Annotated in this window: 10 protein-coding genes; 6 read left to right on the top strand and 4 right to left on the bottom strand. The window is 57.5% G+C overall.

All coding sequences use genetic code 11. The features are described 5' to 3' along the window. Nucleotides 1-39: 39 nt before the first annotated feature. Nucleotides 40-573, top strand: a complete 534-nt coding sequence (locus tag UH5x_RS10395) for a hypothetical protein (RefSeq protein WP_482635621.1) — start codon at nucleotides 40-42, stop codon at nucleotides 571-573. A 164-nt stretch (nucleotides 574-737) separates the two neighbouring features. Continuing rightward, nucleotides 738-1,718 carry a DUF1559 domain-containing protein gene (locus UH5x_RS10400; RefSeq protein WP_102017617.1) on the top strand — a complete coding sequence of 327 codons (981 nt, stop codon included), beginning with the start codon at nucleotides 738-740 and terminating at the stop codon, nucleotides 1,716-1,718. A 545-nt stretch (nucleotides 1,719-2,263) separates the two neighbouring features. Here the strand turns inward: UH5x_RS10400 and UH5x_RS10405 are convergent. From UH5x_RS10405 to UH5x_RS10415, 3 genes are all read right to left on the bottom strand, one after another. Continuing rightward, on the bottom strand, nucleotides 2,264-3,727 hold the full coding sequence (locus UH5x_RS10405; protein WP_482635622.1) for a hypothetical protein: 1,464 nt from the start codon (nucleotides 3,725-3,727) through the stop codon (nucleotides 2,264-2,266). Next, a complete protein-coding gene (locus UH5x_RS10410) occupies nucleotides 3,717-4,256 on the bottom strand; it encodes an RNA polymerase sigma factor (RefSeq protein ID WP_083434786.1) in 540 nt (179 codons plus the stop codon). The genes UH5x_RS10405 and UH5x_RS10410 overlap by 11 nt, the downstream gene beginning before the upstream one ends. Before the next feature lie 191 nt (nucleotides 4,257-4,447). Further along, complete coding sequence (locus UH5x_RS10415) at nucleotides 4,448-7,732, bottom strand: protein kinase family protein (protein WP_482635623.1); 3,285 nt, start codon at nucleotides 7,730-7,732, stop codon at nucleotides 4,448-4,450. Between the two features lie 162 nt (nucleotides 7,733-7,894). Between UH5x_RS10415 and glgA the strand changes: the two genes are divergently transcribed. The 3 genes from glgA (at nucleotide 7,895) to UH5x_RS10430 (ending at nucleotide 12,141) form a co-directional block, all read left to right on the top strand. Beyond that, nucleotides 7,895-9,418, top strand: coding sequence for a glycogen synthase GlgA (glgA, locus tag UH5x_RS10420; protein WP_047813169.1), 1,524 nt, complete (start codon nucleotides 7,895-7,897; stop codon nucleotides 9,416-9,418). Nucleotides 9,419-9,556: 138 nt separating this feature from the next. After that, nucleotides 9,557-10,957 carry a galactose-1-phosphate uridylyltransferase gene (locus tag UH5x_RS10425; protein WP_482635624.1) on the top strand — a complete coding sequence of 467 codons (1,401 nt, stop codon included), beginning with the start codon at nucleotides 9,557-9,559 and terminating at the stop codon, nucleotides 10,955-10,957. A 140-nt stretch (nucleotides 10,958-11,097) separates the two neighbouring features. Beyond that, the gene (locus UH5x_RS10430) at nucleotides 11,098-12,141 is read left to right on the top strand and encodes a ThuA domain-containing protein (RefSeq protein WP_047813171.1); all 1,044 of its coding nucleotides are present in this window, start codon (nucleotides 11,098-11,100) and stop codon (nucleotides 12,139-12,141) included. A 54-nt stretch (nucleotides 12,142-12,195) separates the two neighbouring features. Here the strand turns inward: UH5x_RS10430 and UH5x_RS10435 are convergent, their stop codons facing one another. Then, entirely contained in the window at nucleotides 12,196-13,557 is a 1,362-nt protein-coding gene (locus tag UH5x_RS10435; RefSeq protein WP_482635625.1) for an MFS transporter, read from the bottom strand. A gap of 187 nt (nucleotides 13,558-13,744) precedes the next feature. On the opposite strand from UH5x_RS10435, the gene UH5x_RS10440 reads away from it, so the two are divergent. Continuing rightward, nucleotides 13,745-14,461 (top strand): OB-fold-containig protein, encoded by a 717-nt coding sequence (locus UH5x_RS10440; RefSeq protein ID WP_047813173.1) that lies wholly within the window; start codon nucleotides 13,745-13,747, stop codon nucleotides 14,459-14,461. The last annotated feature ends 51 nt before the right edge of the window (nucleotides 14,462-14,512 follow it).

Here is a 14,512-nt window from a genome sequence, read left to right on the forward strand (position 1 = left end):
CGGTCTCCATCTCGCTACTGGATGGCGTTGGGATTGGTGATGCTTGCATGGGTGAGCGTCGGACTGCAGTGGGGTGAGCATCACAGCCACCCGATCGCGCCGTCGACCGATTCGATTCCACCTCCATTGGAATCCAACCTTCCTGCGTCGCGTCTCGCTGAATTGCCTTCTCATCCACATTCGCATGGCCACGCTCATTGGCATGCTGGCGGGCACTCGCATCACGGCGGGCACTCGCATTCACACGATGCCTCCCATTCTCACGAGACGGAAACGTCGCACGTCGAAGGCGAAATCGTTGGCAGTCATCTGCACTCGCACATTCGTTTCTTCGGCATGGAATTCATCGTGCTCACGACGACGGAGCAACACGAACGAGACTCTGTCTCCATGGGACTCCACCAACGCACGAAGAACCTCGTTCTTCGGGTGCTTCTGATCCGAAGTCCGCTGCCACCGACTGGCGATCATTTTCTGCGATCACACCAGAGCGATTGGATGTTGCTTGCCAATTCGCTCGTCCCAGGATGCGAACACGCGGAACCCTTGGTTCCGCCTCCTCAAGCGATTTGACTGTCGCTTTCTTTCGTGTCCCTTGGGGTTGATGGCATTCGATTCGTTGATGCCTCAATCTCACCCTGCGTGTTCCGTGTTTTTCGCGATCCGATGCCGCATGCTCTGTGCGTTGTCTGGGTCGGCGTGCGCGAGCGTGCAATCTCAAACAAGCACTCAAATACATGTCCTTCTTTCACCGAAACCACTCTCGTCTCCGCCCCCGCAGTCGATTCCATCATGGCAAGCAAACCGGATTCACCCTGGTCGAATTGTTGGTCGTGATCGCCATCATTGGCATCCTGGTCGGGCTCTTGTTGCCAGCCGTGCAGGCTGCCCGCGAAGCTGCCCGGCGAATGTCGTGCAGCAACAACCTGAAACAACTCGCGTTGGGGCTCCACAACTACGAATCGAGCTTCCAACAGTTTCCGCCGGGATACCTGCACAAATTCGGCGAACCAGGAGCGATGTATCTTGCCAACCACCAAGGTTTTTCTTGGGGAAGTGCGATCCTGCCCCATATCGAACAAGCAGCCCTGTACGACACGATCCACTTCGATCGACCCACCTTTGACATCGAGAACTTGTCTGCACGAGAAACATCGCTTCCCACTTTCCTATGTCCGTCGGACACCTATTCCGAAGGAGAGTTTGTCGTCCGTGATGACACCCTGACACCGATCCTTCAATATGCCGGTGCGTCGTATGCGGCGAACTGGGGTCCATCCACTGCAGCGGTCAATTTGGACGACACGCCGCTGGAAAGTGACGGGGTGTTCTTTCGCAACAGCAACTTGAGGCATGCGGACATTCTTGATGGGCTGTCCAACACGTTGGCGTTGGGGGAACGAACCAACGGCCCGCTTCCCGTCAGCACGCCATCCCCCGGCGGACACAGCCATTTCGAAACCGCCTGGTTCGCTGCCGTGCACGACCGAGATGAGTTCGAAGACGACCATGGTCACATGGTACTTTTCGAAACTCAATTTCGTCCGAACCAACTCGATGGCGATGACAAGGGGCTCTCGGCTCCTCACGTCGGACTCGCTCAATTCGCGTTGTGCGACGGCAGCGTGCGTGCGATCACGCAAGAAATCGATGCAGAAATCTATAACGCCCTCGGCAGCCGGAATGGGGGTGAAGTCATCGATTCCAACGGTTTCTGAATCGTTCTGCGAATGGTTGGGATTCGTTTTCATCCGATTCGAATGACCAGCCAAGCAGGTACGCAGGAATGATTGGGCATAATCATGTGAGCCGTTTGGGCGTTAGGCTGGGCTGCGAAATGTTTGATGTTGGCGTTCGGATAGCGAATGCAATTTTTCTTCCGGCTCGCTGTCTTTCTTCATCCCGGTAGGGATGTCAGATGGTAGCCGGGGGTTGCTGCGTAGCAGCGTACCCCCGGAAACCGAGCGTCCCAAAAAACACTCTCCATCCCGCCGTGGCCATCGGCCACGGCGGGATGGAGAGTGGCGGCGTGGGCTACAGGTCCGTCGGTGGCGCGATCGCTTACCGACGGCTACCATCTGAAATCCCTACCGGGATGAAAACTTGCGTAACCGAATGCGTTCCGTCACACCAGATATTTCGCAGCCCAGCGCCAGCCCCGGTTTTGCGTGGGAACTGTGGCTAACGCCAAACGGCTCACATACCCGATGACACCTGCCGACCTGCTTAGCAGACTCATCGCTGGAGCCCAACTGCCATGACGCTACTCCGTGGCCTCGGGCTCTTCTTGTGAAAGGTTGTATTGAGTCCGGATCTGAAGGTTGATGGCGGCCACGCGGTGATTGACAACGGTCATTCGCTCTCGCACCGTTTTGACCTCGCCATCTGGGAACTGAAGCTCCAGTTCCACTTCCCAATCCAGATCGTGCCCCATTTCTGAGACCACCTCCACGAAGTCTTCGGTGAAGCGTTTGCGTGCTGTCGATCCGTATTGTTCGTTGGCGAATGACATGAGTTCTTCGATTGGGATCCCATCGATTGACTTGAGCTGAGCCCAAGTACTCGCCAGACGAATGGTTGGCAAATCGTCCTCCCAGCGCACGTCTGAGAACGGAGCCACCTTGGCGTACATGCCTGCGTTCACGGGAGGGTCCAACGCACTGACGACTTCCGCACGGGATGATTCTTTGGATCTGGTTTGGGCGACGAAAGAGAAGATGGCTGCAAAGGCCAAGGCAGAAACAACCAGAAGCGTGACCAGGACAACGATTGCCGGACCGCCTAGTCGCTTCGAGTACGCTCCCGACAACGGTTGTTCCTTGTATCGCTTGGAAGTGAGGTACCAACGCCCGAAGAACAGGATTTCGAACACAATCACGGCCATGACCACGGATTGAAAGAACACCGGCCCTGCTTTGTCAAATGCGAATCGGTAGCCGCTGTAGGCTGCCATCAAAGTCGGCAGGAGAATCATCGCCGCGATCCACCATGACGGTACGATTCGGTTCCAATTCTCAAACCATTCCGCTGCCCCGGGATTGCCCTCGATTATCGGATCGTTTTCAGAAAGCGATGAGACGAGATCCACCAGTTCGTCAACCTCGGCGGCGTCGCCAACATCGTCGCTTTCCAACGATGAAACGATTCTCTGCAATTGTTCTTGCCGAGGCACCAACTGCTCTCGAACAGCATCTTGATTGAGCCGGTAAATCCGACGGTAGACGTAAAACAGAGACAATCCGAAGGGTGCCGCAATGAGAAGGCATCCCCACCAAGTGCCAGTGAGATTCCAGGCGAGATGGACGAAGAACGCCATCAGCGAAATCGTAAACGGCAGCAGGTACCACCAAAAAACGTTTCGCAACAGCCAAATCTGATGTTCGACCTGAGTGAGCGATTCCTTCGCATAGAACAACAGCGGTTGCCCGGGATCGCTGGACGCCTTGGGATGTCGCTTGCGATCGATCAGCATGAAGCCCGCAATCCAAAGCAACACCGGAACGGTCAACCACCACGACCACGGCAGCGAAAAGCCGATCCCCAACACCAACCAAACCGGGAGCAGCAACAACGACACGCCGACTTCACGGACATCCCGCCAAAAGATCATGGTGCGAAATTGGTCATGCGACTGCTGAACCTGCTGTGAAAGCAACTCGGCATCGAATGTCACTTTCAACTCCGATGCATCGGCCTTCCAGGCTTTTTGAAACTTATCAAGATTCATGGTGCTGGGCCTCCGCGACTTCGACGTTCAGCAATTCGGCGAGTGCTTTTTTTGCACGACCGAGTCGCACTCCGACATTGCTCTCAGATATCCCCAGCACGCCGGCCATTTCGCGGTAGGTCAGTTCGTCCAAGTACAGCAGCACCAGAGCGACGTCGGACTTCGGCAGTTGATGAATGGCCTTGTAAAGTTGCTCCACGGTTTCTCGCTGTTCGACTTGCTGACTGGAATCCGCTGACTCAGATGGCAGTGCTTGCACTTCGAGCAGTGGTTGCTGATGCGTCCGCCGGCGTTGATCATTGCGTCGCCAATTCATCGCGGTATGCAGTGCAACGCGATAGAACCATGTTGCCGGACTGGCTTGCCCCTGAAAACGAGGCAAAGAATGCCACGCTTGAAGCAAGATCTCTTGAGCGAGATCCTGGCTTTCCTCGCTGCCAAGCGTGTAAGCACGCGCTACCTGAACGACCGAAGCTTTGTGCCTCTCCAGCCAATCAATGAATAGCGATTTGGCATCCTCTTCTTGCACCGGTAGCTCTCGCTCAGGGGATCCGTACGAAGTCTCGCTATTTGTGTTGGTACCGCTGGCAGCGATCCCCTTACACAAAAAGTTTGAAGTTCACGGATAAAGTCGAAAAACCTGCGTGCCCCGGCGAAAAACGCCTGCCGGCCTTGAGTGACGTGAGCTTCACCCAGCGCGAGTGGATGCAACGAAAGCGGTCATGGACTCGCTTGACGGACAAACTCGGATGGCAATTCGTACTGGCCGTCGGATGCCAAACGTGTCGTGATCAAGATCGCGGACTTGTCCGGTTTCACCACCCATACCAAAGCTTGCTTGGGATCGTCCGGTCCCGTCGCGGTTCGGTCCGGGTTGGCTCCCAGCACCAAATCCGTCAGCACCGTCCGCAGCGGAACATCACTCTTTGCAAAGTCGCGGATCTGTTGGTTCTGGGTGATGCCCATTTTCTGCAAGTCGCCGCCGATGATCTCGATCGGTGGCAACTGGTTGCCTTCCGGCAAATCGCGATTGAACTCTTCGGCAATCGTGTCGACCGCGAACTGCAACGACTCTTGGTCGAAGCTGACCGACATCTTTCGGTCCAGCATTTCATCGATCGACAACTTCGTTTCCTTGCTCGCCATCGCCTCCGAGACAGGTTCCGTCGTCGTGTTGGTTGCCAGCAACGTCGCCAGCGTCAATTGCGGCAGCGCCAACGGCGGCAGGTAGGCGTTCCAAACCAATTTGCGGTCCACGCGACCGGCGCGCACGTTCTCTTCTGCGAACGCCCACATCGATGGAAGTCTCGCGGCCAGCAAACGCCACGAGGGATCGATGTCCCGCGTGACCACGAAGTCTTCCGCCCAGCGTGGTGCGTTGTCAAGTTGTTCTCGCAGCGGGGTGGCCAACTCGGTGGGGTCGACCCCGGGTGATGTCGCCAAGCGAACTTCAACGTACGATCCAGCCTCCTCGGTTGCCGCAACGCGAATCAGAATGCCACCGCAATCGGCCAACAGGTTTTGTCGAATCCAAGGAATCAAAGCCGGCGATGTCGCCTCCATCCATTTCCGTGCATCGCTGACCAAAAAGTTGGGCTGGGTCAGGAAGGCCATCGCATCGTTGGGCCGAGCGGATTGCCAAAGATCTTCGAGCAATCGCGGCAACACGACCGGTGCCCCCCCCATTTCAGCAACCTCGCCGACACGGGCGATGGATCCCACGGCGAACGCATCGACCAAGTCATCCGCTGCTTCGGCGGGACGCCCCTGAGTCATGGGGAAGTACGCCAATGCATCACGAGTGTCACCGGCATAAATCGTCTCGCCGCTGGCACCTCGCGCGGCCGAGACGTCCCAAACATCCAACAACGTTTCCAAAGACAGGGGATCGCTCAAACGAATCGCTGCGGAAACTTCTGGGACACCTTCTTCGCCGGGGAACCACGCCAAGGCGACGTGCGAAATGGATTCTGAGGGAACGCCCGACCACTGGTTCAGTGATTCCAACCAGCCCTGTGTTTCGGGCCCGAACATTTCCAACAAACCGAGTTGACGCAAACGTTGCCAATCCATCGTGACCACCGCAGCGGGCCCCGGAGGCAGCAATCCCGTCGCGCGACTGACTTGAGCCCCATCGATTTGCAAGTCTGGTGGTGCCCACAGCATCTGCTCATTGTCGACCACTTCGATCCCGGTGGGGGCAGGGCGTCGAACAGGCGCAGTCCGTTGCCGCTCCTCGCTCGAAAGCTCGGTGTCGCCGGAAACCCGCGGGATGAATTTTGGGACGGGAGGACGAACTCGCTTGGCAACCTGTTGCGGGCTCTTGTCTCGCGTCGCCAAGATCACGACCAACACCAACACGGGAATGCACAACGCGTAGATCCCGTACCAAGCCTTTTGATTGCGCCGTTTTCTTCGTCTGCGAGTTGGAACCACGGCCGAAGGTGCAGCGGGTTCGCTCGGCTGGTTCGGCTTCGGTTCGCCAGGATCTTTCGCCACGGGACGAACGCTATCGTCCGCGGCGGCCTTCGACTCCAACACGGACTCTGTCTTCTTGGATGGCTTTTCCTCAGGCGGTTTGGCTTGCTCGGGTTCAGCTGGCTTCGTTGGAACGGCGACCGGCTTGGACTTCTCGACCGGCTTGGACTTCTCGGGCTGCTTGGGTTCCTCGACCGGCTTGGGTTGCTCGGGAAGCCTCGACTCCTTTGGCGAGCTCGACTCCTCGGCGCGTTTGATTTCTTCTGCCGATTGGACGTCCGCGGGCCGTTTGGGTTGAGCCGCTTGCTTTGGCTTGGCAGGCTCCGGAGTGCTTGGCGTTGCCTTCCGTTTGGACTTGGTCGACTGAGTCGCTGGCTCGGCGACCTCGGCAGGTCTTCGTTCATCCGCAACGGGTTGCTCCACCTTGGACGTCACCACTGCGGGAGTGGCCGATGCAGCAACCTTCAATGCTTGCGAGAATTGTTCCACGCTCGCGAATCGGGCGTTGGGATCGGTCGCCAAAGCGGCCGCCAAGACTCGGCACAACGGGTCGCCCGAGGCACCTTGTTCGACCGCGGTGGTCAATTCAATGGGCAACGCATTCCGAGTTTGAGCATCGAACGCCGGACGCCCATATCGCAGTGCAAATCCCAAACACCCCAAAGCGAAAACATCGTCGCTGATGTTCGGCACGTGACCGCTCGGGTTCGCGAGTCTTTCGGGAGACCAGTGGGTCCGACTCGCTGGAGACGACTCCAACCAGGCTTCGTGATTGACCGTGACGTCCTGGGTGGAAAAGTTTGTCAACGTCGCAAACGGATCGCGAAGCAAACACCACGGAGCAGAATCGCTGACCCAAATCCGATCAAAATGAATCCCGCCGTGAACCAATCCTTTCGCGTGCATCGCGATCGCCGCGTCAAAAAGGGAGCTCAGCCCCGCGACAGTCTGCTGGACAGTGCAAGTTTTTTCGGGTGGGCTCAGACAATGCCCGGAGGGCAAGGGGCTGAACAAACCCGCAAAATCTCGACGGCTTCCAACCGGTTCGCCGAGTGGACCGTTTCGCACTGGAACGATCTCGATCGGCTGCAACGAAGGATGCGTCAATTCAGCGTGGGCACGAAGATTGGCGGCCGCCTCGGCCGGCAAACCTGCCGGATCGATTTGCCGCAGAACCCCTGCGGTTGCCTTCTCGCCGTTTTGCGCGGAGTCGCAAGTCACCGACAGCCAATGGGTGAACGGAAAGGGAGCCGTTTTCTCTGCCGCAACCAGCGTCAACGGTGCAATCCGTAGAACAGGCGTGTTTGGGAAATCGGCTTCCCAGGTCGCGTGCTTCAGCACTCTCGAGAGAGGATCTTTCTCAACACGGCGGGTTTTGACCAACCAAGAGGCCAGCGACGCAGCGTTCGAAGGCGGTTTTCCCCCGTGATCGTTCGCAAAATCGGCCGCCCAGATTGGTGGGACGGAGGCGTCGGCGAGTCCGCTTTGGACCATCCGTTTCCAAAAATCAACAAGTTGCAGCGGCATGGCGACGAGAAGAAGGTACGGCAGACCGGTTCAACCGGCATCACATAGAACTTTGACCTAGTTTATTCTGTCTGGCACGTCGACACCGGATACCTTTTTGACGAATGTTCTTCGTCCCGTTGTTTTTCCTGATTCGCAACCTTGTAGAACCCCACCGTTGCCTTGAATATCGTCTACCTGACGACTGAAGCCGTCCCATTCGCGAAAACCGGTGGGTTAGCCGACGTCTGCGGCACGTTGCCCAAAGTGGTTGCTGCCCAGGGCCACCGCTGTGCGGTCATCATGCCCGCTTTTTCAACCATCGAACGGTCCCTGCAACCGATCGAGACAACTGACATCAGCTTTGCCGTTCCGATGTCGGACCAAAAGCTGATCGGTTGCCGGCTGTTGAAAAGCCACCTGCCAAAAGATCCCAACGATCCAGAGGACTCGGCGGAGGTTCCGGTTTACTTCATCGACCAACCGCAATACTTCCGACGTCCGTCGCTGTATGGCGATGCCAACGGTGACTACCCCGACAACGCCGAGCGTTTCATTTTCTATTGCCGCGCCGCGATCATCGCGATGTCGCGACTCGGTTGGCCCGTGGATTTGGTGCACTGCAACGACTGGCAGTCCGCTCTGGTCCCGGCATTGATGCGGGCAGCGTCCGACAACGCGTCCAAGTCACCCACCATCGCCACGATGCTGTCGATTCACAACATGGCCTACCAAGGCAACTTTGGATTCGATGCATTCCCCTGGACAGGACTGAGCTGGGACCATTTCCGACCGGAATCGTTTGAGTACTACAACCAACTGAACTTCCTCAAAACCGGAGTGGTGACGTCGGATGTGATATCGACGGTCAGTCCCACGTACGCCCTCGAGATTCAAACCCCGGAGTACGGATGCGGATTGGATTCCATTCTTCGAGGCATCCCGCAACCGGTGGAGGGAATCATCAATGGGATCGACACCAACATTTGGAATCCTGAAACCGACCCGAATCTCAGTCGCAACTACAGCGTCACGGATTGGGCCGACGCCAAAATCGACAACAAACTCGCGTTGCAAGCTGAGGTGGGACTGCCGCAGGATCCCGACGTTCCATTGATCGGTTTGATCGGCCGCTTGGCAGATCAAAAGGGATGGGACTTGATCCTTCCTGTGCTGCGTGAGCACCTTGCCGAGTCACGTCCAACCCAGTGGGTTGTGCTTGGCAGCGGCGATCCAAAGATTGAAGAGCAATTGCGTGAATTGGCGGAAGAACACAAGGATCAGTTGGCCGCCTACATCGGCTTCAGCGATGCACTGGCGCATCGCATCGAGGCCTCCAGTGACATCTTCGTCATGCCCAGCCACTACGAGCCCTGCGGACTGAACCAACTCTATAGCCTTCGCTATGGAACGCCCTGCGTTGTCACCCGCACCGGCGGGTTGGCCGACACGATCGTGGACGCAACGCCTGCGAACCTGGCTGCCAATCGTGCCACCGGCTTCCATCTCAACGACAACAGTGCCGGGGCTCTTGACCACGCGATCAACCGGGCACTGCAGCTTCGATATCACTCGCCTGAAAAATGGAAAAATCTGGTTGAATTCGGGATGCGGCAAGATTGGACATGGAGGAAAAGTGCAGACCAGTACATTCAGCTTTATGCCCGCACAATTTCCCTAAATCGACGAAGACGATCCTCCAACTGACTCACAACCGTCGTTTTCGCCCCGGGAAGGCGAAAATGGGGATGCATCTGGGTTGGAGACTGCTACATTGCAGAGAAGCAACTTGAGCGGGGAGTGGCAACCACTCTACCTTCGGCCCCAAGACCAAGAGTCGAATCGATGAAGACACAAAAGTCAGGAGTCCACATCGATCCGCGCCGAATTGCTTTGAATGAGACCTCTCGAACCTCGGAACACTCGCCACCAGCGGAACAGAGTTGCGTGGAAACGCAAAGTGTCTCCGATCTGCATACCGCTCGTGACAACCCCGATTCAAACCGCAGCAGCTCAGCCGGTTTAAAATCGGAAGCCGAAAGCAACGCGACGTCACAGCGTGCCGAATTGCTGGTGGACCGCTTGGTCGACGCCGAAATCCTGGAACAACCGCGTCAGGACGGTGCCCACGTTGACTTCCCCAACGAGTCACATGTTCAAACCGGTCGTTCACGACTGGATCCGATCTCGGGCAGTTGGACGATTTTTGCGCCCGGCCGTGCTCGTCGCCCCGATCAATTCAAATCTCATCGGCCCAAACATGATGCGTTGATGGATTGCCCCTTCTGCCATGGCAACGAAAAACTAACACCGGCGTCCGTTTGGTCTGCAAAACTGTCGGAGGACGAAGAAGCCGTTCCTCAATCAGCCAATTGGACCGTTCGTGTGGTTCCCAATCTGTTCCCGGCGATCAAACCGGAATGCAAGGTCGAAGTTCAACCCAACCATGAAGACAGCGAAAATGAATCTCGCGTCTCTCGCTTGGCCCAATCCCTGTTTGTCGAAGAAATTGCCTCGGGTGGGCACGAAGTCATCATCGAAGCCGCTCGCCACACCCGCTCGCTCAGCGAACTGAATCTGGCCGAGATCGCTCTCGCATTCTCTGCTTACGCGGCTCGGATGCGTCATTGGCGTCAACAACCCGGCATTCAGTTCATCAGCTTGTTCAAGAACGTCGGCCGCGACGCGGGAGCCTCCCTGCAACACAGCCACAGCCAACTGATCGCTTCGAATCACCTGCCACAATCGGTTTGTGAAGTCAATCATCGCATGCGATCCCACTTTGCCCGGCACGGACGCTGCTTGCAGTGCGATGTCTTGCAGGCCGAACTGGAACGCAAAGAACGGATCATTCATCAATCCAACTCGCTCGTGGCTTACTGCCCTCACGCCAGCCGGTTCCCGTACCTGATCCGAATCACCTCGCGAGAACACGTGGGTTGCTTTGAAGATCTCTCGGTCTCGATGAATGAAGAAGTGGCCCGCTTGGTCCTGCGAAGCGTTCGCTGGCTGGAAGCGGTGATCCCCGGTGTCGCCTACAACATGATGATCCACACCGCACCACCCGGAAACCGACGCGACGCAGAAACGCATCACTGGAGCCTGGAACTGGCACCGCGGATTGGTCGCTTGGCTGGCTACGAATTGAGTTCCGGTGGGATGATCAACACGGTCTACCCCGAAGCCGCCGCAGACGAATTTCGTTCGCAGGCACGCCGCAGCGACCCGCGTCACGCCCTGCGATAAGCGACCGCACGGGTCCTCTTCACTGGGTTGCTGCCCAGGCAGACAACGCTCGACGTTTGCTCCCCAAACGGATCTCGCTTGAGATATGATGTGGCCTCCTTCGCCACACATCTTGTCCCCTGACTCAAGCTTGAGCTGTCATGAAAAAACGCTGCTTTGTCGCTGCTGCGTTCGCATTCGCGGTTTGTCTTCTTCCAACTCTGACCGCGGTTCACGCCGCGGATCACCTCGTGTTCGAACCCGCCGAAGGCAAGGCCAACGGCAAACACATCGTGCTGATCTCAGGCGATGAAGAATATCGAACCGAAGAATCCTGCCCGATGCTCGGGAAAATCCTCAGTCAAACTCACGGCTTCAAGTGCACGGTGCTGTTCGCCATCGACAAGGAAACCGGCGGCATCAACCCGTACCAGATCGACAACATCCCCGGCACGGAAGCACTCAACGACGCTGACCTGATGATCCTGGCAACGCGTTGGCGAGTTCTTCCGGACGACCAGCTCGATCCAATTTTGAAATTCATCAACGCGGGCAAGCCAATCATCGCCTATCGCACCGCCACCCACGCGTTCAAAAGCGGTCACTACGGCGACTACGACTGGGCCAACTTCGGAATCAACGTGGTCGGTGAAAACTGGCATTCGCACCACGGCAAACACAAAGTCGAAGGCGGACGGGCGGTCATCGTGGAAGACAACGCCAACCATCCGATCTTGAACGATGTCGCCGACATCTACACCCCCTCGGACATCTACGGCGTTGTCCACCTCGACGAATCCGCCGCCACGGTTTTGCTACGAGGCATGGTCATCAAGCACCTCGACGCCGCTGCTCCTCCGGTCGACGAAAAGAACGATCCCATGATGCCGTTGGCTTGGCTGAAACCTTACGAAGCCCCCTCCGGAAAAATCGGTCAATGCGTGGCCACCACCGCCGGTGCCGCCGTCGATTTTCGCAGCGAAGACCTTCGTCGTCTGATCGTCAACGCGAGTTACTTTCTCACCGGAATGGACGTCCCAAAATCGGCTGACGTTTCGTTCATCGATCCGTTTGTGCCATCGTTCTACGGTTTTGAATCCGGCAAACTGTACCGCAATCGTGACCTCCGAGTCGAAGAGTTCGAACTCGGTTCATCCGCGACCGTCTTCACGCCCAAAGGCACGTTCGCACCTGTCGCTCACTGAGCGAACTGGCAAACCATGCGGTTGAGGGAGGCATCCGACGCGAGTCGCCGCAACTCACTCCTCAGCACTGGCAATGATCGGGGCGGTCACGCTGCCCGCCCCGGGACGAATTGCGAGCACTCGCATGCCGATCGATTTCAAGGAATGCTTGGGAAGAACGGCTCCGACCAACAATCCCAAGCAAAGCAACCGGCCGGTCGACGAGAGACCGAACAGGTAGTAATAGGTCTGCGACTTGGGGCCCCAATACGCCAAAATTGCTGCCCCGGCCAGAGCGCCCACACAAATGGCCAGCGTGTTGGCAAAGTTGTGATAGGTCAGCAACCGGGTTCGGTGCTTCGCGGGCAAGGTTTCAAAGAACATCAGAAAGAAACCCAGTTCATAAGCCGCCCAAGCGATGCCGCTGAGGATCTGAATCACCGCCAACCAAACCAGGTTGGTGGAGACAATCCACAGCGATGCCAGTGGCACCAATCCGATGCCACCGAACCACAGCACCTTTGCCGCACCGGACTCTTCCGCAATGCGTCCCCAAAAGGCAAACGAGATGACTTTGCTGAGGAAGGCGAGCGCGATCAAGCCCACGTAGACGACGTAGTCAAACTCCAGCTGCCCCAGCATGTATGGCACAAAGTATGGTCCACTGAGCTGGATGAAGACTTGCATGGCAACCAAGTAAGCCAGCAACTGAATCGCCGATCGTTCGTCGACAGGTTCATCCACAGCATGCTCCCCAGCGACGCTCGCCGGCGAACGCTCGACGTGCAGGGGGACGGATTGAGCATGGCGTGTCCGGTGCAAGAAACTTGCCGACATCAATCGCAGCACCGCGGCGACGAAGAACAACCCTGCAAACCCAGTCAGTGCGATGCCCTCCTGGGACGTCCACTGCAACACCAACCCGGCGACCATCAACCCCGAGAAGGTGCAAATCTGTTGCAGTCGAGATCGCTTGGAAAAGAATCGGGCTCGCCCTGCCACGGGCACGATCTGTTCAATCCATGTGTTCCACGCCGGCCCGGTCGAGAGGCCCGCGGCCCAGTAAACCGACGCGATCAACAGGAACATCACGATCGACAGACTTCCGGTCCAAGCCGCATAGGCCAGCGGTAAAAACGCGAGTGATTGCAAGACAGCTCCGGCGACGATCCAACGTTGGTAGCCGCCGATCCAGGCGATCGCTTTGAGAGACACCAATTGGATCACCCCGCCCACCAACAACGGAATGCTGGCGACCAAACCCGATGCCGTTTCACTCAACCCCACCGCCAACGCGAACGCGGAAAAATAGGTTTCACCGCAGCCGACCATGCCGCCGAAACATGCCGCATCGCCTAGGCTTCGAGTGAGGTTTCGGTCGCTCCCGCCGGCAGCTGGGCTCGACTGGGTGGTGGCAGAGACGGGGGTTCGGTCCATCAAAAAGGCACGCGAAAAGAGAGCGGGTTTTGCAGGCGTGCTTGTACTTCTTTCTGGGGCGATTCAACAGATCGCTTCTTGGCAACAAACCGGCATTCGAGCGCCCCGTGCGGCATGCATTCCCGCCTCGTGATAAGATCCCTTCCCCCCGCGAGACCCGTGAGGATTCTTTTCAGGAGACAGATGCATGTTGGCAATCACTTGGACAGATCGACTCGATTCGATCCTGGTCGGCCCCATGTGGCCAGCCACGGTTTTGGCCACCTTGTTCCTGCTCTACGCGGTGATCGCCCTGCTGGGCGTGATCGATCTCGGCGCCGATGTGGATGTCGATCTGGACGTCCCCGATCTTGATGCGCCCGATTTCGCAGGGGACGTCGGCGGCGATTGGGGCGTGGACACCGCCGGCGAACCGATGCACAGCGATTGGTTCGGTGGCACCGGCGCCGCGACCCTGCGAGCCATGAATTTGGACCGGGTTCCCCTGGTCGTCTGGCTGTCCGTTTTCAGCGTTCTGTTCTGGGTGATCAGCTTTTACCTGTGGTTTGGCTACGACGTGCGGCGCTATGACCCCACGTTCTTGACCAGCGGTTTGCTGACCATTCGCAACGGCGTCTTCGGGATCGTCGCGACCAAAATCGTGACCTGGCCACTGCACCGGATGCTGGTTCCTCCCGTCGAATTTCACGCTTCCAACCTGGTTGGCGGGTCGGCGGTCATCGAAACCCGTCAGGCGGACGAATCGTTCGGTCGTGCGCGTTTTGCGACTGATGCGGCCCCCCTCCTGATTTCCGTCCGAACCGAAGGTGAAATTATCCCAAAAGGGGGACGGGTCACGGTGGTGAGCTATGATCAAAACACCAAAACCTACTTGGTGCAGGCTGATTCGCCCCCCACGGCGTAATTTGGCGCGCCCCGTCGACTGACATTCCACGCCTGACCAACAGGCAAATCA

The sequence above is a fragment of the Rhodopirellula sp. UH5 genome, assembly GCF_056839225.1.